At 66.9% G+C, this 21,748-nt stretch carries 15 protein-coding genes; 6 read left to right on the top strand and 9 right to left on the bottom strand.

Annotated features, from left to right (window positions below):
- Positions 1 to 281: 281 nt before the first annotated feature.
- The 3 genes from Q0L30_RS15575 to hemC are packed head-to-tail and all read right to left on the bottom strand — an operon-like array spanning position 282 to position 4,636.
- Complete coding sequence (locus Q0L30_RS15575; protein ID WP_296657991.1) at positions 282 to 1,481, bottom strand: heme biosynthesis protein HemY; 1,200 nt, start codon at positions 1,479 to 1,481, stop codon at positions 282 to 284.
- A 3-nt stretch (positions 1,482 to 1,484) separates the two neighbouring features.
- Positions 1,485 to 3,575 (bottom strand): fused uroporphyrinogen-III synthase HemD/membrane protein HemX, encoded by a 2,091-nt coding sequence (hemDX, locus tag Q0L30_RS15570; RefSeq protein WP_296657988.1) that lies wholly within the window; start codon positions 3,573 to 3,575, stop codon positions 1,485 to 1,487.
- Positions 3,575 to 4,636: a hydroxymethylbilane synthase gene (hemC, locus tag Q0L30_RS15565; protein WP_296657986.1), complete on the bottom strand. Its 1,062-nt coding sequence runs from the start codon at positions 4,634 to 4,636 to the stop codon at positions 3,575 to 3,577. Before hemC ends, hemDX begins: the two co-directional genes overlap by 1 nt.
- Positions 4,637 to 4,978: 342 nt before the next feature.
- On the opposite strand from hemC, the gene ppc reads away from it, so the two are divergent.
- Complete coding sequence (ppc, locus tag Q0L30_RS15560; protein WP_296657984.1) at positions 4,979 to 8,089, top strand: phosphoenolpyruvate carboxylase; 3,111 nt, start codon at positions 4,979 to 4,981, stop codon at positions 8,087 to 8,089.
- A gap of 101 nt (positions 8,090 to 8,190) precedes the next feature.
- Here the strand turns inward: ppc and Q0L30_RS15555 are convergent, their stop codons facing one another.
- The gene (locus Q0L30_RS15555; protein WP_296657981.1) at positions 8,191 to 8,955 is read right to left on the bottom strand and encodes a class I SAM-dependent methyltransferase; all 765 of its coding nucleotides are present in this window, start codon (positions 8,953 to 8,955) and stop codon (positions 8,191 to 8,193) included.
- A gap of 186 nt (positions 8,956 to 9,141) precedes the next feature.
- Here Q0L30_RS15555 and Q0L30_RS15550 point away from each other — a divergent pair, with 186 nt between their 5' ends.
- The 3 genes from Q0L30_RS15550 to Q0L30_RS15540 all read left to right on the top strand — a co-directional run bounded on the left by Q0L30_RS15550 (position 9,142) and on the right by Q0L30_RS15540 (position 12,572).
- Entirely contained in the window at positions 9,142 to 9,960 is an 819-nt protein-coding gene (locus Q0L30_RS15550; RefSeq protein ID WP_296657979.1) for a helix-turn-helix transcriptional regulator, read from the top strand.
- A 161-nt stretch (positions 9,961 to 10,121) separates the two neighbouring features.
- Positions 10,122 to 11,531: an argininosuccinate lyase gene (argH, locus tag Q0L30_RS15545; protein WP_296657976.1), complete on the top strand. Its 1,410-nt coding sequence runs from the start codon at positions 10,122 to 10,124 to the stop codon at positions 11,529 to 11,531.
- Positions 11,532 to 11,651: 120 nt separating this feature from the next.
- Positions 11,652 to 12,572 carry a bestrophin family protein gene (locus Q0L30_RS15540; RefSeq protein WP_296657973.1) on the top strand — a complete coding sequence of 307 codons (921 nt, stop codon included), beginning with the start codon at positions 11,652 to 11,654 and terminating at the stop codon, positions 12,570 to 12,572.
- A gap of 32 nt (positions 12,573 to 12,604) precedes the next feature.
- On the opposite strand, the gene Q0L30_RS15535 is transcribed toward Q0L30_RS15540, so the two are convergent.
- The 5 genes from Q0L30_RS15535 to apbC form a co-directional block, all read right to left on the bottom strand.
- On the bottom strand, positions 12,605 to 13,258 hold the full coding sequence (locus tag Q0L30_RS15535) for a lysozyme inhibitor LprI family protein (RefSeq protein ID WP_296658051.1): 654 nt from the start codon (positions 13,256 to 13,258) through the stop codon (positions 12,605 to 12,607).
- 71 nt (positions 13,259 to 13,329) lie between these two features.
- Positions 13,330 to 15,609 carry an arginine/lysine/ornithine decarboxylase gene (locus Q0L30_RS15530; RefSeq protein WP_296657970.1) on the bottom strand — a complete coding sequence of 760 codons (2,280 nt, stop codon included), beginning with the start codon at positions 15,607 to 15,609 and terminating at the stop codon, positions 13,330 to 13,332.
- Positions 15,610 to 15,721: 112 nt separating this feature from the next.
- Positions 15,722 to 16,291 carry a dCTP deaminase gene (dcd, locus tag Q0L30_RS15525; protein WP_293034664.1) on the bottom strand — a complete coding sequence of 190 codons (570 nt, stop codon included), beginning with the start codon at positions 16,289 to 16,291 and terminating at the stop codon, positions 15,722 to 15,724.
- A gap of 222 nt (positions 16,292 to 16,513) precedes the next feature.
- Positions 16,514 to 17,101 (bottom strand): superoxide dismutase family protein, encoded by a 588-nt coding sequence (locus Q0L30_RS15520; protein WP_296657968.1) that lies wholly within the window; start codon positions 17,099 to 17,101, stop codon positions 16,514 to 16,516.
- 122 nt (positions 17,102 to 17,223) lie between these two features.
- Positions 17,224 to 18,312, bottom strand: coding sequence for an iron-sulfur cluster carrier protein ApbC (apbC, locus tag Q0L30_RS15515; RefSeq protein WP_296657966.1), 1,089 nt, complete (start codon positions 18,310 to 18,312; stop codon positions 17,224 to 17,226).
- A 280-nt stretch (positions 18,313 to 18,592) separates the two neighbouring features.
- On the opposite strand from apbC, the gene Q0L30_RS15510 reads away from it, so the two are divergent.
- Both Q0L30_RS15510 and metG read left to right on the top strand, forming a co-directional pair.
- On the top strand, positions 18,593 to 19,243 hold the full coding sequence (locus Q0L30_RS15510; protein ID WP_296657963.1) for an OmpA family protein: 651 nt from the start codon (positions 18,593 to 18,595) through the stop codon (positions 19,241 to 19,243).
- Positions 19,244 to 19,562: 319 nt separating this feature from the next.
- Positions 19,563 to 21,728 carry a methionine--tRNA ligase gene (gene metG / locus Q0L30_RS15505; RefSeq protein ID WP_296657960.1) on the top strand — a complete coding sequence of 722 codons (2,166 nt, stop codon included), beginning with the start codon at positions 19,563 to 19,565 and terminating at the stop codon, positions 21,726 to 21,728.
- The last annotated feature ends 20 nt before the right edge of the window (positions 21,729 to 21,748 follow it).

Genomic DNA, 21,748 nt, shown 5'->3' with positions numbered 1-21,748 from the left:
AGTTCAGATGAAAACCGGCGACTCCGCGCACAACCTGCCTCGCGCGCGCCTCGGGGACGAAGCGCGCCGGCGCGGAAACCGGACGTTAAGGGATGGCGCCATTATAGCCAATCGGATGCGCCGGACCGCGGATCTGACGGTGCGGGCAGCACACGCGCGGCTGCGAAGCGCGTGAACCGCTGCGCGCTTTTGCGGGCACCCGTACGCCGCGCGTTCTCAGCGCCATGAAAAACGGCCGCGTAAAGCGGCCGTATTTCATGTTGACGCGGGCGTTGGCCCGATCACACGACGTTCATCGACAGCGCGCTCTCGCGATAATGGCCCGCCGCCTTCTCGCGGTCGCCAAGCTCCTCGTGCAGGCGCGCGAGCGCGCGATGCGAGCGGATCTTGAGCGGCTCGTTATCGCTTCCCTGGGCGGACTTGAGCGCCGCTTCGAGGAACGACTGCGCCTTGCCCCAAAGCTGCTGCTTCAGGCACAGGCGGCCAAGCGCGAACAGCAGGTCGCCGTCCTCGGGCCGCTCCTTGCGCCATGCCTCGGCTTTCTGGATGAGCGGCAGCGCATCGCTGCCCGCCGTGTCCGGATAGCGGCGCAACAGACGCGCGTCCCAGTTCTGCGCGAGCGCTTCTTCGACGATCTTGCGCGCGTCGTTCTGGCGATCGAGTGCGATCAGCAGTTCGGCGGCGCAATCGGCGAGACGCGGCGAGTAACGCTCGATCGGCGAAAGCGACTGCCACAATTCGAGCAGCGCATCCGCGTTGTGACGGCGGTCGCGCAGCAGGTTTTCCGCCGCAAGCTGGCGCAGACGCACCGCGACGGCCGGATGCAGCGCCTCGCGCTTTTCCAGCGTCTTCACGAGCTTGAGCACTTCGCCCCAGTTTTTCAGCTGCTGCTGCGCGCGCAGCGCGATCTGCTGCGCGTGAATCCGGCGGCCGCCCTGCGAGCGCATCTCGGTGAGCGCGGCGAGCGCGCCGTCGGCATCGCGGCCATCGGCGCGCATGTCGGCCGTCGCCAGCAGGCGCGCTTCCTGAAGCTCAGGATCCTCGACCTGCTTGAGCCACTCGTCGCGGCGCGCGTACTCATGCAGCCGGTGCGCGGCATTCGCGGCGACAAGACCGGCGACGCCCGCGTTCCGCTTGTCGGCGAGCGCGTCGCGCGCGGCTTTTTCCGCACGCGAGAAGCGCCCCGCGTACAGATTGCTGACCGCGTCGCGCAACGCCGAATGCGCCCGCTGCGTGCGCATGCGCGCGCGGTAGGCGGCGACGCGGCGCGGCATCGTCACGATGTTGCGCACGAAGCGCAGGAGCGCGTAGAGCAGCAGGAACGCCACCACCACGCCGACGACGAAGAGGTTGAGCGAAACGTCGACGCGATACGGCGGGTAGACGAACAGCACCTGACCGGCGTCGAAGCGGCCGAGCGTCGCGAGCGTAACGGCGACGGCGAACAGGAGGGCCAGCCACAGGAGTCCACGGATGCCCATGTCTTACCCCCGGCTCTTGTATTGCTGGATCGCCTGCAGGCTCGCGTCGAGGTTCGGCAGCACGACCGCCTTCGAACCATCCTTCACCTGCGTCACCAGATCGCGCACGGCACGCGTGTCCTTCGACGCGCTGTCGAAGTAGCGCGCGAGCGCGGCGTCGGCGGCGGCGAGGTCGGACTTGAGCGCGTCCTGGTTGCGCGAGAGCAGCGACAGGCGCGCCGAAACGAGGCGCATCTTCAGGTTCTCGCGCACGAAGTAGCCTTCCTCGGGTGCGATGAGCATGGCGTCGGCGTTATCGACGCGGCGCACCTGCACGAGGCTCGTGATCTGGTGGCCGATGCCCGCAACGAAGGTATTGAGCCACGCTTTCCAGCGCGGCTCGTGGTTCTCGGCGGCGATCTTCTCGATGTCGGGGTGCGCGCCGGCTTGCGGCTTCGTCCGCGCGACGATCTCCTCGCCCGCGAGCGGCAGCGAGTCGACCTCGCCGAGCGCCGTGTCGAGCTTGATCGCAAGACCCGTGAGATCGGTGGACGGTGCGGCCTGGAGCTTTTCGATGTCGTGCGCGATGGCCTTGCGCACGACCAGCGCCTGCGGGCTGGCCGTGGCCGCGAGGCGCGTGTCGGCGCTGCGCAGCGCGAACAGCGCCAGCTGCGTGTTGCCGGTCAGCTGAAGCTGTTCGCTCGCGCTCGACAGCATCTGGCCGACTTCGGCGAGCGTCCATTCGTCGTGATTCTTCGCGAGGTCCGCGTACTGTTGCGCGAGCGCCTGCTGCGCGGTCTGCGCGTCGGCGATCTTGCCTTCGAGCTGCGCGATCTGCCGGTCGATCTGCTGCGCGCCCGCCGCGGCCTGATCGGCGCGCGCGCGCAGCGCGGCCATCTGCTGGTCGGCGGCCTGCTGGCGCTGCGCCAGTTGTTGATCGACTCGATCGAGCTTGCGGTTGAGCACGAAGCCGCCCGCGCCCGCTCCGCCCGCGACCAGCGCCACGACGAGCCACAGCAAGGCGGTGCCTGCGCCGCGCTTGCCGGAAGTCTGCGCCGAAGGCGCGGCGGCCCAGGCTGGGCGTACAGGTGAAGAGCCGGATGTCGCGCCCGCGGACGGGGCGCCAGGCTGCGCTACGTTGCCGGAATTGTTCGAATCAGTCATGCGTGATTGTGCCGGCCCTGGGGCCGGATTGTTCTGAACCGGTTGAACAACGGAAGAAGCGAGTCGCTCCAGCGCCTCGACGATTCGTTCGTCGCCCGCGCCGGACAGCGTAATCCTATCAAAACCCATTCCCCGCGCCGTCTCGGCAATGCGCGGGTGCGGCGTGACGAGCGGCGAGTGGTGCAGTTCGGCGAGTTCGCCTGCTGTCAGGTGCTCGCGCGCCAGTTCGGCGAGGTTGCGCACGCCCTCCGAACTCGTCACGAGCCAGGCGTGCGGCGCGCCCGCGAGCAACGCGTGAACCTGGGTCCAGGCAGTCATCGGGGGTTCGGGCACGACGCGCCGGTAAGCGGCGACGTGCTCGACTTCAGCGCCCGCTTCGCGCAGACGGTCGGCGAGCCATTCGCGGCCGCCGTCGCCGCGCACGATCAGGACGCGCTTGCCCGCGAACCCGTCGGCACCAAAATGCGCTTCGAGTGCGGTGTACAGCGCTTCGGAATCGAACCGCGCGGCCTCTTCATCGGCGCCGCCCGCCGGGCTGACTACGCGATATGCGGGCGCGGCGACGCCGTACCGCGCCAGCGCCGCGACGCTCGCCGGGCCGACCACGGCCACCGGCAGCGCATACGGCCAGATCGAGGAAATCGGCGCATAAGCGGCGAACGCGCGGTCGACGGCATTCGGCGAGACGAACACGACGAGCGCATAGCGGTCGAGCGCGCCAAGCGCCGCGACGAGCGGTGCGGCGTCGCGTACCGGTTCGATGGAGATCAGCGGGAAATCGAGCGTGCGGATGCCGCGCGCGGCGAGGCGCGCAACAAGCGCCTCGGACTGGCCTGACGGCCGGGTGATGACAGCGGTAAAGGGCGTGGAAGCTGGCGCACGCTCCGCCGGGCCGCCCCACTCGTCGGACTGGCCCGGTCGGGCCGCGTTTTGATCCGCGGCGCCGGTCATCACATGTCGGACGGGGTGCCGCCCGCCTCGTTGTCCGGGGTATTGCCTGGGGTATTGCGCTCGGTGCCCGGCGGCGTATTCGGCGCGCCTTCGGCCAGCGCTGCTTCGGACAGCGTGCGAACGATGTCGAGCGCGCCCTGCGCGATCAGCGAGTCGGCCACTTCGCGGCCGAGCTTGATGGCGTCTTCGACACTCGCGGCGGGCGATACGCCCTCGGCGGCCAGTACGCGGCTCGCATCGAGCGTGGCGATCGTGCCACGCAAGTGCAGCGCGCCGTCGCGCCAGTGCGCATAGGCCGCGAGCGGCACCGAGCAGCTGCCGCCGAGCGCGCGCGACACCATGCGTTCGGCCTCGACGGCCTTCGCCGTTGCGTCGTCGTGCAGCGGCGCGAGCCACGCCGCAACATCGGCGCGGTCAGCCCGGATTTCGATGCCGAGCGCGCCCTGGCCAGCTGACGGCAGGCTGTCACCGGTTTCGATCAGCGAGCGGATGCGTGCGCCGAGGCCCAGGCGCTTGAGGCCCGCCGCCGCGAGAATGATCGCCGCGTAGTCGCCGCGGTCGAGCTTGGCAAGACGCGTATCGAGGTTGCCGCGCAGCGGCCGGATTTCCAGATGCGGATAGCGCGCGCGGATCATCGTTTCGCGGCGCAGGCTCGACGTGCCGACGATGCTGCCCGCGGGCAGCGCCGCGAGCGAATCGAAGTCGTTCGAGACGAACGCGTCGCGCGGGTCCTCGCGCTCCGTGATGGCCGCGAGCGTGAAGCCTTCGGGCAGCTCCATCGGCACATCCTTGAGCGAATGGACTGCGAGATCGGCCTGGCCTTCGGCGAGCGCCTGCTCGAGTTCCTTCACGAACAACCCCTTGCCACCGACCTTCGAGAGCGTGCGGTCGAGAATTTGATCGCCGCGCGTCGTCATTCCGACGATTTTCACGTCACAGGATGGATATAATTTGCGCAGCGTAGCTTGCACATGCTCGGCCTGCCACATCGCAAGGCGGCTCTCCCGTGAAACGATCACAAGCGTACGGGGCGTGGGCGTGGATAACATCTCGGAGTTCATGGCCAGGAAGTCGAATGACGGGTTCGGAGAACAGATTCGGATAACAGGCAATGTTAGCACGCGCCCCAGTCAGGGCAGTCCCCACGGGGATTTCCGACGACGGTGCGCAAGCCGCCCGCTTTTTGCCGCGTTTTTTGCTGCTAGTCCCGCTCTTTCCGCTGAATCCGCGTTTGGCATCCATCGCGCCGCATCGACGTTGTTCGCCGCAGTTGCGCCGGGTAACACCCCCACCCGCTCCAGGTTGCACCCGCAGTACCGAACCCGGTTCAGGCCGGGGCTCGCGCAGTTGGCAGTCTCCCCCGATTAACCGACTCACCCCCTGCAAGCATCAAGGAAATCATCGTGAAGTCTTCCGGATCGGCGCGCGCAGAGCGCCGCAATAACGCATCGCAGAACGATTCTTCGACGGCCGACACCACCTCGAAGAAGCATGCCGACAAAAAATCCAAAGCCATGAAAGCGGCAACAGCGGCAGCAACGGCGGCGGCAAGTGCGGCCATCGCGTCCGCCACGAAAAAAGCCCGCAAAGCGGCCACTGCGAAATCGAAATCCGCCGTTCCGGAAACGAAGATCCCCCCTGCAGCCAATGCCAAAACGCCGCAGCCCGCGCGCAATGGCCGCACCCGCGACGACAAGGACCAGCCGCTCTTCGAAGACATCCGCTTCCTCGGGCGCCTGCTGGGCGAAGTCGTGCGCGAGCAGGAAGGCGACGCGGTGTACGACGTCGTCGAGACGATCCGCCAGACCGCCGTGCGCTTTCGCCGCGAAGACGACAACACTGCGGCGCTCGCGCTCGACAAGCAGCTGCGCACGCTCTCGCCCGAGCAGACCGTGAGCGTCGTGCGCGCGTTCAGCTATTTCTCGCATCTGGCCAACATCGCCGAGGACCGCCACCGCAACCGCCGTCACCGCATCCACGATCTCGCGGGTTCGGCGCCGCAACCGGGCACCATCTCGCATTCGCTCGAACGCCTCGCCGAGGCGGGCGCGGCCGCGACGCCGGTGCTCCAGCAATTCTTCAACGACGCGCTGATCGTGCCCGTGCTCACCGCGCACCCCACGGAAGTGCAGCGCAAGAGCACGCTCGATTCGCAGCACGACATCGCGCGCCTGCTCGCCGAGCGCGACCAGTCGCTCACGCATCGCGAACGCGCGTTGAATGAAGCGCTGCTGCGCGCCCGCGTGACGTCGCTCTGGCAAACGCGCATGCTGCGCGCGTCGCGCCTGACCGTCGGCGACGAGATCGAGAACGCGCTCTCGTACTACCACACGACTTTCCTCACCGAGATCCCCGCGCTGTACGGCGAGATCGAAACCTCGCTGAAGGAGCACGGCGTGAGCGCGCGCCTGCCCGCGTTCTTCCAGATGGGCAGCTGGATCGGCGGCGACCGCGACGGCAATCCGAACGTCACGGCCGCCACGCTCGAAGAAGCGAGCGAGCGCCAGGCGCACGTGATCCTGCAGCACTATCTCGACGAAGTGCACCGGCTCGGCGCGGAGCTTTCGGTGTCGAACCTGCTCGCGGGCGCGAGCGCCGAACTCAAGGCGCTGGCGGATGCCTCGCCCGACCAGTCGCCGCACCGCGTCGACGAGCCGTATCGCCGCGCGCTGATCGGCGTCTATACGCGGCTCGCCGCGAGCGCGCGCGTGCGGCTTGGCGAAGGCGTGGTTTCGGTGCGCAGCGCGGGCCGCGGCGCCGCGCCCGTGCGCGCGCAGCCCTACGCCGACGCTGCCGGGTTCTCGCGCGACCTGCGCATCCTCATGGATTCGCTCGCCGAGCATCACGGCGCTTCGCTCGCCACGCCGCGCCTCGCGCCGTTGCTCCGCGCCGTCGAAGTATTCGGCTTCCATCTCGCGTCGATCGACCTGCGCCAAAGCTCGGACGTCCACGAAGCCGTGATCGCCGAACTGCTCGCGCGTGCGGGCCTCGAAGCCGACTATGCCGGGCTGTCCGAAGAGGACAAGCAGATCGTGCTGCTCAGGCAGCTTGCCGATCCGCGCACGCTGCGCTCGCCGCATCTCGACTACTCGGAGCGCGTGAAGAGCGAACTCGGCGTGCTGGAGATGACGCGCGTGACGCGCGAGAAATTCGGTGCGCGCGCGGTGCGCAACTACATCATCTCGCACACCGAAACCGTCTCCGACCTGCTCGAAGTGATGCTGCTGCAGAAGGAAACGGGCCTCCTGAGCGGCCGCCTCGGCCACGCGGACGACCCCGCGCGCGCCGCGCTCATGGTGATTCCGCTCTTCGAGACGATCCCCGATTTGCGCAACGCCCCGAACATCATGCGCGACCTGCTCGCGCTGCCGGGCATCGACAGCATCGTCGAGCACCAGGGCAAGGAGCAGGAAATCATGCTCGGCTACTCGGACAGCAACAAGGACGGCGGCTTCCTCACGTCGAACTGGGAGCTGTATCGCGCCGAACTCGCGCTCGTCGCGCTGCATCGCGAGCGCGGCATCCGGCTGCGCCTGTTCCATGGCCGCGGGGGCACGGTGGGCCGCGGCGGCGGCCCGACCTACAACGCGATCCTCTCGCAGCCGCCGGGCACGGTCGAAGGCCAGATCCGCCTGACCGAGCAGGGCGAAGTCATCGCGAGCAAGTTCGGCAACCCGGAGATCGGCCGCCGCAATCTGGAAACCGTGATTGCCGCGACGCTCGAAGCGACGCTGCTGCCGATGGGCAATACGGCGGGCAGCACGGCGGGCAACGCGCCGGATCAACTGCCGGCGTTCGAAGAGATCATGCAGACGCTCTCGGATGCGGCGATGGCCGCATACCGCTCGCTCGTGTACGAGACGCCCGGCTTCACCGACTACTTCTTCTCGTCCACGCCGATCACCGAAATCGCCGAGCTGAACATCGGCAGCCGGCCCGCGTCGCGCAAGCTCCAGGATCCGGCGAACCGCAAGATCGACGATCTGCGCGCGATTCCCTGGGGCTTCTCGTGGGGCCAGTGCCGCCTGCTGCTCACGGGCTGGTACGGCTTCGGCAGCGCCGTGACGGCGTATCTCGACGCTGCGGGCAGCCAGGCCGAGCGCACGCGCCGGCTCGCGATGTTCAAGAAGATGTACAAGGACTGGCCGTTCTTCTCGAACCTGCTGTCGAACATGGACATGACGCTCGCGAAGACGGACCTCGCGGTGGCGTCGCGCTACGCGCAGCTCGTGACCGACAAGAAGCTGCGCAAGCATGTGTTCGAGCGCATCGTCGCGGAATGGGAGCGCACGACGCGCGTGCTCAACGAGATCACGGGGGCAAGCGGCCGTCTCGCCGATAACCCGCTGCTCGCGCGTTCGATCAAGAACCGCTTCCCGTATCTCGATCCGCTCAATCACCTGCAGGTGGAACTGATCAAGCGCTATCGCGCGGGCGACCCGAGCCCGCGCGTGCGCCGCGGCATTCACCTGACCATCAACGGGATCGCGGCGGGCCTGCGCAATACGGGCTGAGCCTTCAACACGCGGCTCTCTGCGCCATGAAAAACGGCGTCGTGCCTCTCGCGGGCACGACGCCGTTTTTGTCTGTATGGCGCGCAGAACGCAGCGATGCCTCAGTCCCGCCGTGTCGCCTCGATCATCACCGCGTCGAGCTTGAAAGAGCCATCGTCGCGCACGTCGAAATAGTGACGCACCTCATCGGGCGCGCGCTCCCACATCGAGCGGATCGCGGCGACGCGCTCGGGCGGCGTGCGCATGCGCGCGACCCATGAATCGAATTCCAGTGCGATACGCCAGCGCTGCGTCACGCTGGCCGCAAAGCCCGCGCACTCGAGCATGGCGATCCACTCGTCGGCGCGATAGTCGCGGATATGCGATGCGTCGCGCAGCACCTCGATCGCCTGGATGTGCGTGTCGTAAAGCGGATCGTCGATGCCCGCGATATCGATGAACTTCAGCCGCCCGCCCGGCTTGAGCACACGGTGCACCTCGGCCAGCGCGCGCGGCACGTCGCGCCAGTGATGCGCGCTCATGCGGCTGATCGCCCAGTCGAACGAGGCATCGGGAAACGGCAGCGTTTCCGCGGCGCCCTGCTGCGTGCGGATCGTGGCGAGCCCGCGCTCGCGGGCGGCGGCGGCAACCGTGTCGAGCATGGGCTGCGCGATGTCGTAGGCCACCACCTCGCGCACGTGCGGCGCAACGGCGAAGCTCGCGTGGCCCGCGCCGCAGCCCATGTCCAGCACCGTTGCGTGGCCACAGGTCACCGCGAACGTGGCGGCGAGATTCTCCAGATCGGCCCCGGTCGCGTGGACCTGGCTCGTGAGATAAGCGGCGGCGCTCGTGCCGAACGCGTCGGCAACCTGGTCGTGATGCTTCATCGAATGCTCCTCATGGCTTGCGGCTGTATTGTGGGGCGCCATCGCGCGTCGACCCACGCACGGAGGCATTTCCCCGAGCGTCTGACGCGGCGGGCCTTTCATCACGTCAGACGCTACAATAGAGGCCCGTTTGTACCAGTACAAGTTAAGCGGATATTCTGGTATCGCCAGCACCCGTCCCGGATCATGAGTTTCGACGCCCCCGAAGCCGCCAGCAGCCGAACCCTCGACGCCACGCCCGCGCAAGCGCTCGGCGAGTTCATCCGCGCCCATCGCGAGCGCCTGTCGCCGCAGGCCGTGGGGCTGCCGCCCGGCCCGCGCCGCCGCACCCCGGGCCTGCGCCGCGAGGAAGTCGCCCAGTTGTGCGGCGTGAGCCCCACCTGGTACACGTGGATCGAGCAAGGTCGGCCCGTGTCGGCGTCGGCGGACGCGCTCGCGCGCATCGCCGTTGCGCTCCAGCTCTCGCGCGCCGAGCGCGCCTATCTGTTCGAACTCGCCGCGCAGCGCGATCCCGCCGAGCCCGATCCGGCCAACGCCGCCGACGCGCCCGCCACGCTCCTGCAGACCGTTCAACTCGTGAACGCGCCTGCCTACGTGCTCGACCGCCAGTGGACGGCGCTCGCCTGGAACGCGCACGCGGCGGATCTGTTCACGGGCTGGCTCGACGGCGAGCGCGACCGCAACCTGCTGCGGTTCACGTTCACCGAGCCGCTCGCGCGCGAGCTGATCGTCGACTGGGCCACGCGCGCCCGGCGGCTCGCCGCCGAATTCCGCGCCGATTCGATCCGGCACCTGAACGACGCGCCCACGCACGCGCTGATCGAGTCGCTGATCGCCGCGAGCGACGAGTTCACGCGCTTCTGGGCCTCGCAGGACGTGTTCGAGCGCGAGGGCGGGCGGCGCGAGTTCAATCACCCGCGCCACGGCCGCGTCGCCTATGACCAGATCACGTTCAAGCCCGCGCACCGGGAAGATCTGAAGCTCGTGGTGCTGGTGCGGCTCTGAGCGCCGCCAGCCAGCGTCACGTGCGTCACCAGGAGCGCCCGCTGCGCCAGTCCGTCAGCCGCCGATGGTAAAATTGCCGTTTTTCCCCGCCGCGCGCCGCCGGCACGCGAGAAGCGGCCACGCCGCGGGGCTCGCCATCCCACCGCTCATCGCTTAACACCATGACGTCCCAACTGCACAAAAAAGGCGAAGCCTGGTCGGCTCGCTTCTCCGAACCCATGTCGGAGCTGGTCAAGCGCTATACGTCGTCGGTCTTCTTCGACAAGCGCCTTGCGATCGTCGATATCGAAGGCTCGCTCGCGCACGCGTCGATGCTGGCCGCGCAGAAGATCATCGCCGCCGACGACCTCGCCGCGATCCAGCGCGGCATGGCGCAGATCAAGGGCGAAATCGAGCGCGGCGAGTTCGAGTGGCAACTGGACCTCGAAGACGTCCACCTGAACATCGAAGCGCGCCTGACCGCGCTGATCGGCGATGCGGGCAAGCGCCTGCACACGGGCCGCTCGCGCAACGACCAGGTCGCCACCGACATCCGCCTGTGGCTGCGCGGCGAGATCGACCGCATCGGCGGCCTGCTCGGCGACCTGCGCACCGCCCTCCTTGACCTCGCGGAACAGCACGCGGACACGATCATGCCCGGCTTCACGCACCTCCAGGTCGCGCAGCCGGTCACGTTCGGCCATCACCTGCTCGCCTATGTCGAGATGTTCACGCGCGACAGCGAGCGCATGATCGATTGCCGCAAGCGCGTGAACCGCCTGCCGCTCGGCGCGGCGGCGCTCGCGGGCACGAGCTACCCGATCGACCGCTTCGCGGTGGCGAAGACGCTCGGCTTCGACGGCATCTGCGCGAACTCGCTCGACGCCGTTTCGGACCGCGACTTCGCGATCGAATTCACGGCCGCCGCGGCGCTCGTCATGACGCACGTCTCGCGCTTCTCGGAAGAACTCGTGCTGTGGATGAGCCCGCGCGTCGGCTTCATCGATCTGGCCGACCGCTTCTGCACCGGTTCGTCGATCATGCCGCAGAAGAAGAACCCCGATGTGCCCGAACTCGCGCGCGGCAAGACGGGCCGCGTGAACGGCCATCTGATGGCGCTCCTCACGCTGATGAAGGGCCAGCCGCTCGCCTACAACAAGGACAACCAGGAAGACAAGGAGCCGCTGTTCGATACCGTCGATACGGTCGCGGACACGCTGCGCATCTTCGCCGAAATGGTGGCGGGCATCAGCGTGAAGGCGCAGGCGATGCGCGCGGCGGCGCTGCAAGGCTTCTCGACGGCCACCGACCTCGCCGACTACCTGGTCAAGCGCGGCCTGCCGTTCCGCGACGCGCACGAGGCAGTTGCGCACGCGGTGCGCATCTGCGTGGACCGCAACTGCGATCTCGCGGACCTCACGCTCGACGAAATGCGCCGCGAGCTGCCCGCCGTGTCGCATCTGCTCGGCGACGACGTGTTCTCCGTGCTGACGCTCGACGGCTCGGTCGCAGCGCGCAACCATCCGGGCGGCACCGCACCGGAACAGGTCCGCGCGGCCATCGCAGCGGCGCGCGCCGCGCTCGTCAAGTAACGGGTCGGGTAACGGGTCAACCAAGGCCTGCGCGCATGACGCACGGCGCGGCAGCCTGTGCCGCGCCCTGTGCGTCCCGGCCGGCGCCGCCGGCCTTGTTCCACTGTTTTTCGTGTTCCAATGATCGTCCGTCCCCACCTGAACTGGTTCAGGATGCTGCTCGCGTGGCGCGGCTCCGTGCTGCCCGAGCTGCTGCCACGGCTCTTCCTCGTGCTGTGTATCTCGATCGTCGCGGTGGCTTCGCACGATCACATCATCAAAGTCACCGTCAATCTGAGCACCGTGCCCTTCTCGCTGATGGGCATCGCGCTCGCGGTGTTCCTCGGCTTTCGCAACAACGCGAGCTATGACCGCTACTGGGAAGGCCGCAAGCTCTGGGGCCTGCTCCTCAACGAGTCGCGCTCGCTCACGCGCCAGGCGCTGACGCTCGCGAACGACGAAGACCCTCGCCCGCGTACGCGCGAGCTCGTCACGCTGCTCTGCGCGCTGCCGCACGCCTTGCGCCATCAATTGCGCAACACCGACCCGCACGACGATCTCAAGGCCCATTTGCCGCCCGCGCTGTTCGAGCGCGTGATGGCTTCGCGCTTTCGTCCGGCCACGCTCTTGATGTGCGCATCGGAATGGATGCGCCGGGAAGCGCGCGAAGGCGGGCTCGACGGCTGGGCCGTGCTCGCCTTCGAGCGCAATCTGAATGCCCTTTCGGATGTGATCGGCGGTTGCGAGCGCATCGCCTCGACGCCGCTGCCGTTCGCATACACCGTGATGATCCACCGCACCGTGTACTTCTTCTGCGCGATGCTGCCGTTCGGTCTCGTGGATAGCATCGGCGCGGCGACGCCGATTTTCGCGGTGTTCGTTGCCTACGCATTCATGGCGCACGAAACGATTGCCGCGCAGATCGAAGACCCGTTCGGCACCGAAGACAACGATCTCGCGCTGACGACGATGTCGACACAGATCGGGGTCGCGTTGCACGACCTCCTCGGCGATCCCACGACCGTGCCGGTGCGCACGCCCGAGGAATTCCTGATCGACTGAGCGCCGCGTCGGCGGCGTGCTCGCACTACAGGCTAGCGATTGCCCACGGTCTCCGAGAGCCGCTTGAGCGTCGCGAGCCGCGCACCCAGCAAATCGAGCCGCGCGTGTTCGTCGAGGAGCGGCGTGGTCGCGTCGCTATACGCACGCCATGCGGCCTGCGCACGCGCGACGGTCGGCCGTCCGTGCGCGGGCATGCGCGCGTAGAGCTTGCGGTAATAGCGGTTCAGATCGTAGCTCACGTGCTCGCAGCGCGCGTCCGCCGGACACGCGCGCGCGCGCGGCGTCGGCTGGTCCGCAAGCGCGCGCGCTTCGGCGCGCAGCGTGAGCGCGCGGTCGCGCACCGGCTGCAGCCGCATATCCGCTTCGTAGAGCTTATAGGACGAGCCGCTCGACGTATCGAACGCCGCGGCGAGCATGATGTCCTCGGCGTCGCGCCACGCCGCCCAGCGCGTTTCGCTCAGTTGCCAGCGCTTGCGTTGCGCGGGCGGCAGCTTCGCGAGCAGTTGCATGAACGCACTGTCGGCGGCGCTGCGCCACGCGGTGCGCGAGTCGTCCATGCACTGCACCTGCCCCGCCGCCGACGAGCGGTCCGCGCGCGCCAGACACGTGCGCATGGCCGTATCGATCGGATCGGCGGCGCCCACTTCCGCATGCGCGTGGCCCGCGAAAAGCAGCCACGCCGCCATCGTCAGCGATGCAGCGCGCAAACCGGCGCGCAGCCGCGCGACGCGCATCGTCTTGCCTTTCATCATCGCAATCAGTCGCGCACGCAATCGACGAAATACTCGATGCGACCGTTGATCATCTCGCCGACCAGACCGTGGATGTCCGTATGGAATCCGGGGAATCGCTCGTTGAATTCGCGCGCGAACTTCAGGTAGTTCACGATCGTCTTGTTGAAGCGCTCGCCCGGGATCAGGAGCGGAATGCCCGGCGGATACGGCGTGAGCAGGATCGAGGTGACGCGGCCTTCGAGTTCGTCGATGGCCACACGTTCCACTTCGCGGTGCGCGAGCTTCGCAAACGCGTCGGACGGCTTCATCGCGGGCTCCATGTCCGAGAGGTACATCTCGGTCGTGAGGCGCGCGATGTCGTTGGCGCGATAGACGCTGTGGATCTGCTGGCACAGGTCGCGCAGGCCGATGCGCTCGTACGCCGGATGCTGCGCGACGAACTCGGGCAGCACGCGCCACAGCGGCTGGTTGTTGTCGTAGTCGTCCTTGAACTGCTGGAGTTCGGTGACCATCGAATTCCAGCGGCCCTTCGTGATGCCGATCGTGAACATGATGAAGAACGAGTACAGGCCCGTCTTCTCCACGATGATGCCGTGCTCGGCCAGGTACTTCGTCACGATCGCGGCCGGGATGCCGTTCTCGCCGAACTCGCCGTCCACGTCGAGGCCCGGCGTGACGATCGTCGCCTTGATCGGGTCGAGCATGTTGAAGCCTTCGGCGAGCGCGCCGAAGCCATGCCAGTGATCGTTCGGGCGCAGCATCCAGTCCTCGCGCGAGCCGATGCCCTCTTCGGCCAGCTCGTCCGGGCCCCAGACCTGGAAGAACCAGTCGTCGCCGTATTCGGCGTCCACCTTGCGCATCGCGCGGCGGAAGTCGAGCGCCTCGGCAATCGACTCCTCCACGAGCGCCTGGCCGCCCGGCGGCTCCATCATCGCGGCGGCCACGTCGCACGACGCGATGATCGCGTATTGCGGGCTGGTCGACGTATGCATCAGATACGCTTCGTTGAAGCGGTGACGGTCGAACACGCTGTTTTCCGAGTCCTGCACGACGATCTGCGAAGCCTGCGAAATGCCAGCGAGCAGCTTGTGCGTGGAGTGCGTCGCAAACACGAGCGAGCCGGTGCGCGGACGGCCCGCGCCGATTGCGTGCATGTCCTGGTAGAAGTCGTGGAATTCGGCGTGCGGCAGCCACGCTTCGTCGAAGTGCAGCGTGTCGAGCATGTCGCCGAGCAGATCCTTGATCATCTCGACGTTGTAGATCACGCCGTCGTACGTGCTCTGCGTGATCGTGAGGATGCGCGGCTTGAGATTCGGATTCTTCGCGAGCGCCTCGCGCGCGAACGGATTCGCCTCGATCTTGCGGCGGATGTTCTCCGGCTTGAATTCGTCGCGCGGAATCGGACCGATGATGCCGAAGTTGTTGCGCGTCGGCGTAAGGAACACGGGGATCGCGCCCGTCATCGTGATCGAATGCAGGATCGACTTGTGGCAGTTGCGGTCCACGAGCACGATGTCGCCCGGCGCGACCGTTGCGTGCCAGACGATCTTGTTCGAAGTGGACGTGCCGTTGGTCACGAAGAACACGTGGTCCGCGCTGAAGATGCGCGCCGCGTTGCGCTCCGAGGCCGCGACCGGGCCCGTGTGGTCGAGCAGCTGGCCGAGTTCGTCGACGGCGTTGCAGACGTCGGCGCGCAGCATGTTCTCGCCGAAGAACTGGTGGAACATCTGGCCGAGCGGGTTCTTCAGGAACGCCACGCCGCCCGAGTGGCCCGGGCAGTGCCACGAGTACGAGCCTTCGTCCGCGTACTTGACGAGTTCCTTGAAGAACGGCGGCGCGAGCGCGTCGAGATAGACCTTCGCCTCGCGGATGATGTGGCGCGCAACGAACTCCGGCGTGTCCTCGAACATGTGGATGAAGCCGTGCAGCTCGCGCAGGATGTCGTTGGGCAGATGGCGCGAGGTGCGCGTTTCGCCGTACAGGAAGATCGGGATGTCCGCGTTGCGGCGGCGCACGGCTTCCATGAACGCGCGCAGCGCGATGATCGCGGGCGCGTGCTCGGGCGCTTCCTCGTCGCTGCCTTCGACGTACGGCAGCAATTCGTCGTCGTCGATCGACAGGATGAAGCACGAAGCGCGGCTCGACTGCTGCGCAAACGACGTCAGGTCGCCATAGCTCGTCAGCCCGAGGACTTCCGCGCCCTCTTTCTCGATCGCTTCGGCGAGTGCACGGATGCCGGAACCCGAGATGTTCTCGGAGCGGAAATCTTCGTCGATGATGACGACGGGAAAACGAAACTTCATGGGCGATTCTCCAAAAGAAACGACCGCTGCATGTGTTGCACAGCGGTCCCCGTATTTCGTATGAGCGGTGAGTTCAGGCTCACAACGTCTCGGCTCACATCGATTTGCCGGATCAGGTTTTCGGCAGCGTGACCCCGTGCTGCCCCTGGTACTTGCCGCCGCGATCCGCGTAAGACACGTCGCAGATCTCGTCGCTCTCGAAGAAGAGCACCTGCGCGACGCCCTCGTTCGCGTAGATTTTCGCAGGCAAAGGTGTCGTATTTGAGAATTCGAGCGTCACGTAGCCTTCCCATTCCGGCTCGAACGGCGTGACGTTCACGATGATCCCGCAGCGCGCGTACGTGGATTTGCCGAGACACACGGTCAAAACGTTGCGCGGGATACGGAAATACTCGACCGTGCGCGCGAGCGCGAACGAATTCGGCGGGATGATGCACACGTCGCCCCGGAAGTCGACGAACGACTTTTCGTCGAAGTTCTTCGGGTCGACGATCGTCGAATTGATGTTCGTGAAGATCTTGAATTCGTCGGCGCAGCGAATGTCGTAGCCGTAGCTCGACGTGCCGTAGCTCACGATCTTGCGGCCGTCCTCGGACGTGCGGATCTGGTCGGGCACGAACGGCTCGATCATCTTGTGCTCTGCGGCCATGCGCCGGATCCACTTGTCGGATTTGATTGCCATATTGGGTCGCTGCGTGCCAGTTAAAAGACGAAAGGCGCTTATTTTACGCGATGTGGATTGGCATGCCGGAATGCGCGTCGGCAACGCGCGGCAGCCGTGCATCCGCGCAACACGCTCGGCCCCCGCGCCCCGGGCGCGCAACGCCCGGCACAACCATGCCGAACCTGCCGCAAGCCCGCCCTGCCGCCGCGCCGCGGGGCGCAGCGCGACAAAAGAGCGCGCTCACTGGGCGCGGATCACGCCGCATGCGAGCGCCGTGCCGGTGCCGCGCTGCGGGTATGCGTAGGGGTCGATCGGTTCGCGGTGGACCAGCACGGCGCGCTGGAGCACCGAGCGCACGCCGTCGAGCGAAACGTCGGGCGCGACGATGAAGCCGGAGGCAACGCCGTTCGAATCGGCGTGAATGTTGCCGAGATCGCCCTCCACGCGTACGCCGGGCTTCAGGCGGTCGGCGGCGGGCGCGAAGACGGGGCCCGCGCTCGATGCATCGGCGGCATTGCAGTCGCCGCGTTCGTGGACCTGCAGGGCGTGATCGCTGTTGCGCGGCAGACCGGCGAGGTTGTAATTCACCTGCACGCCGTCCGAACGTTCGACGAACGATACCGTGCCGCGCACCTGGCTACCCATCGTGGGCAGCAGCTGCGCGGTCGCGCGCTTGTCCTGCTGCCCCATGAAACTGGCGCAGCCGCTCAGCAGCACGCAGCCGGCGACTACCGGTACTGCATATACGAACGGCAATGCAAAACGCGAGGCAAGCCGCGAGGCGAACCCGGCGGCCAACCCTGCTGGCCAGTCGTTTCCTTTTCCCATGCAATCCTCTTGGCAACCGGGAGCCGCCCGTGCGGTCATCGTACCGGACCCGATGGAGCCACATGATACCCGCACGCGCGCCGAAAAGGCGCGCTCAGCCCCACGCAGCAAGGACGTACGGCTTAGGTGTTCTGCACGACGATACTCGGAAACTTCGACGTCATGTCGCGTGCGCGCTCGGCGATCTGGATCGCGACGCGCCGCGCGATAGCGCGATACGTTTCGCCAATGCGGCCGTTCGGATCGGCGACGACGGTGGGGTTGCCCGAGTCGGCCTGCTCGCGGATCGCGATGTCGAGCGGCAGGCTGCCGAGCACCTCGACGCCGTATTGCTGCGCCATGCGCTCGCCGCCGCCCGCGCCGAAAACATGCTCGGCGTGGCCGCAGTTCGAGCAGACGTGCACGGCCATGTTCTCAACGATGCCGAGAATCGGAATGCCGACCTTTTCGAACATCTTGAGGCCCTTTTTGGCGTCGAGCAGCGCGATATCCTGCGGCGTCGTGACGATCACGGCGCCCGTCACGGGCACGCGCTGCGAGAGCGTGAGCTGGATGTCGCCGGTGCCCGGCGGCATGTCGACGACGAGATAGTCGAGATCGCGCCAGTTGGTCTGGCGCAGCAGCTGGTCGAGGGCCGACGTGGCCATCGGGCCGCGCCACACCATCGGGTTGTCTTCCTCGATCAGGAAGCCGATCGAGTTCGCCTGCACGCCGTGGCCTTCGAGCGGGTTCATCGACTGGCCGTCCGGCGACTCGGGGCGGCCGTGGATGCCGAGCATCATCGGCAGGGACGGGCCGTAGATATCGGCGTCGAGCACGCCCACCGAGGCGCCCTCGGCTGCGAGCGCGAGCGCGAGGTTCACGGCCGTCGTGCTCTTGCCGACACCGCCCTTGCCCGATGCGACCGCCACGATGTTCTTCACGTTCGGCAGCAGCTTCACGCCGCGCTGAACGGCGTGCGCGGCGATCTCGGTGCGCACCGCGACGCGGCTCGACTTGACGCCCGGCACGGCGGCGAGCGCCGCCTCGACCTGCGCGCGGATCGCGTCGACCTGGCTCTTCGCCGGATAGCCGAGCACGATTTCCACACCGACACCATCGCCCTCGACGGTGACATTACGCACGCCCTTACCCGTCGAATACGGGTGGCCCGTGTTCGGATCCGCGAGGGCCGCGAGCGCGGCGTCGACCAAAGCCCGATCTATGCTCATTGATACTCCGTGAAAACGCAGGCCGCCGCGCGTGGACCGCCTAGCCGCGCTGGCACCAAAAATCGAAAGAAATTGTTAAGCTGGATTGCGATATTCCTGCCGGCAAGGCACGCTTCGCGACATCGGATTCGAAGCCGCGAGGCTCGCGATACAGGCCTTCAAGCCGCCATTGTAGTAGCTGCCGACTCGCGCCGCCCGAAGACCCTGACTCCAGCCGGGGCCTGCGAGCCGTCCGCCCGACGTCGGCGGCAGTCTTGTTCCACTCAAGTGAGGAATCAAAATGAACAAAAGAATCATGACTCGCCTGTCCGTATTCGCCATTGCCGGAGCACTCGTCGCCGGCTGCGCAACCCAGCAGGGCACGAACACGGCTGTCGGCACGGGCGTCGGCGCCGGCACCGGCGCGGCGATCGGCGCCATCTTCGGCGGCGGCAAGGGTGCGGCGATCGGCGCCGGCGCGGGCGCGCTGGTCGGCGGCATCACCGGCTACAACTGGTCGGCCATCCGCAACCGGCTCTCAGGCGCGACCAAGGGCACGGGCACGCAGATCACCGAGCAGCCGGACGGCTCGCTCAAGCTCAACATCCCGAGCAACGTGACGTTCGACACCAACAGCTACGCGATCAAGCCGACGTTCGCACCCGTGCTCGACCAGGTCGCGCAGACGCTGCAGCAGAACCCGGAAGTCGTCGCCCAGGTCGTCGGCCATACCGACAGCACGGGCCAGCCCGCGTTCAACCAGACGCTGTCGGTCAACCGTGCACAGAGCGTCGTGAATTATCTGACGTCGCGCGGCATCCCGATGCAACGTCTCGCGGCTGAGGGCCGCGGCGACACCCAGCCGATCGCCGACAACAACACCGAGGCAGGCCGTGCAGCCAACCGTCGCGTGGAAATCTATCTGCGCGCGACGGCGCAGCATCAAGGCTAACGGCAGGACGGCCGCCGCACCGGCCCAGGCCTGACCTGGCGGCAGCGGCGAGGGAATCGAAAAAACTTCGAACTCTCACGCCCAACGGCGGTCTGTATTTACGGTACGTGGCTGGCGAAGCCGCCGCGTCACCATTCTCCTCTTGTCGTTGTTGCTCCGGGGCTATCGTGCCCCGGTTTTTTTTGCGCGCCGCTTTTGTCCGCGGTCTGCCCGTGGGTTGCCCACACGCCGCGCGCATCGCTCCCGGCCCCGAACGCCCACTCCGACAGCCCTGCTAAAATCGCAGTTTCGACCTCCCGCATCACCGGACTCCCTCCCTATGTCAGCACCCGCCACCGACCTCAGTGCCGCCGGCACACACCAGGCTCAGCAGGCCCGCCGCCAGATTCTTGTCACGTCCGCCCTGCCCTACGCCAACGGGCAAATCCACATCGGCCATCTGGTCGAGTACATCCAGACGGACATCTGGGTTCGCGCGCTGCGAATGCATGGTCACGAGGTCTACTACGTCGGTGCGGACGACACGCACGGCACGCCCGTCATGCTGCGCGCCGAGAAGGAAGGCCTCACGCCGCAGCAGCTGATCGCGCGCGTCTGGCAGGAGCACAAGCGCGACTTCGACAGCTTCGGCATTTCGTTCGATCACTACTACTCGACGGATTCCGAAGAAAATCGCGCGCTCTCCGAGTCGGTGTATCTGGCGCTCAAGGAAGCGGGGCTGATCGACACGCGCGACATCGAGCAGGCCTACGACCCGGTCAAGAACATGTTCCTGCCGGATCGCTTCATCAAGGGCGAGTGCCCGAAATGCGGCGCCAAGGACCAGTACGGCGACAGCTGCGAAGTGTGCGGCTCCACCTACGCGCCGACCGACCTGAAGAATCCGTACTCGGTCGTCTCGGGCGCGACGCCCGTGCGCAAGACCTCGACGCATTACTTCTTCCGCCTCTCCGACCCGCGCTGCGAACAGTTCCTGCGCGGCTGGGTGAGCGGCCTCGCGCAGCCCGAAGCCACGAACAAGATGCGCGAGTGGCTGGGCGAAGCGGGCGAATCGAAGCTCGCCGACTGGGACATTTCGCGCGACGCGCCGTACTTCGGCTTCGAGATTCCGGGCGCACCGGGCAAGTACTTCTACGTGTGGCTCGACGCGCCGATCGGCTACTACGCGAGCTTCAGGAACCTGTGCGAGCAGCGCGGGCTCGACTTCGACGCGTGGGTGAAGCCCGGCACGAAGACCGAGCAGTATCACTTCATCGGCAAGGACATCCTGTACTTCCACACGCTGTTCTGGCCGGCGATGCTCGAATTCTCGGGCCATCGCACGCCGACCAACGTGTTCGCGCACGGCTTTCTCACGGTGGACGGCGCGAAGATGTCGAAGTCGCGCGGCACGTTCATCACCGCCGAAAGCTACGTCACGACGGGCCTGAATCCCGAGTGGCTGCGCTACTACTTCGCGGCCAAGCTCAACGGCACGATGGAAGACCTCGACCTGAACCTCGAAGACTTCCTCGCGCGCGTGAACAGCGACCTCGTCGGCAAGTACATCAACATCGCGAGCCGCGCGGCGGGCTTTCTGATCAAGCGTTTCGATGGCCGCGTACTGGACAGCGCGATGCAGCATCCGCTGGTGGCGCAACTGCGCGATGCGATCCCGCAGATCGCCGCGCACTACGAGTCGCGCGACTACGGCCGCGCGCTGCGCCACACGATGGAACTCGCCGACGCCGTCAACGCGTACGTCGATACCGCGAAGCCGTGGGAACAGGCGAAGGATCCGGCCAATTCGGCCGCGCTGCACGAAACCTGCAGCGTGAGCCTCGAAGCGTTCCGTCTGCTCTCGCTCGCGCTCAAGCCGGTGCTGCCGACGCTCGCCGCAGGCGTGGAAAGCTTCCTGTCGATTGTGCCGCTCGTGTGGGCCGACGCCACAACGCCGCTCTCGTCGGCCAAGCCGATCAACGCGTACAAGCACCTCATGACGCGCGTCGATCCGAAGCAGATCGAAGCATTGCTCGCCGCGAACCGCGATTCGCTGCAGGCCGCCGAGGCACCCGCCGCCACCGCTGCGGCCGATGCGAAGCACAAGTCGAAGGCATCGAAGGAAGCCGCCAGGGAAGCCGCCAAAGCCGAGCCGGAAACGCCCGAACTCATCTCGATCGACGACTTCGCGAAGATCGACCTGCGCATTGCGCTGATCGTCGATTGCGCGGTTGTCGAGGGCTCGGACAAGCTCCTGCAACTGACGCTCGACGTGGGCGAAGAGCGCACGCGCAACGTGTTCTCGGGCATCCGCTCGGCCTACAAGCCGGAGGACCTCAAGGGCAAGTTCACGGTGATGGTCGCGAACCTCGCGCCGCGCAAGATGAAGTTCGGCATGTCCGAAGGGATGGTGCTCGCGGCTTCGTCGGCCAACGAGAAGGCCGAACCCGGCCTCTACATTCTCGAGCCGCACAGCGGCGCGAAACCGGGGATGCGCGTGCGCTGACGCGCTGCGTTTCTTCTACC

Source organism: Paraburkholderia sp. (genome assembly GCF_024281035.1).
In the GTDB taxonomy this organism is placed as follows: Bacteria; Pseudomonadota; Gammaproteobacteria; order Burkholderiales; family Burkholderiaceae; genus Paraburkholderia.
Note: the sequence above shows the minus strand (reverse complement) of the source record. Positions and strands in the feature narration are given on the sequence as shown.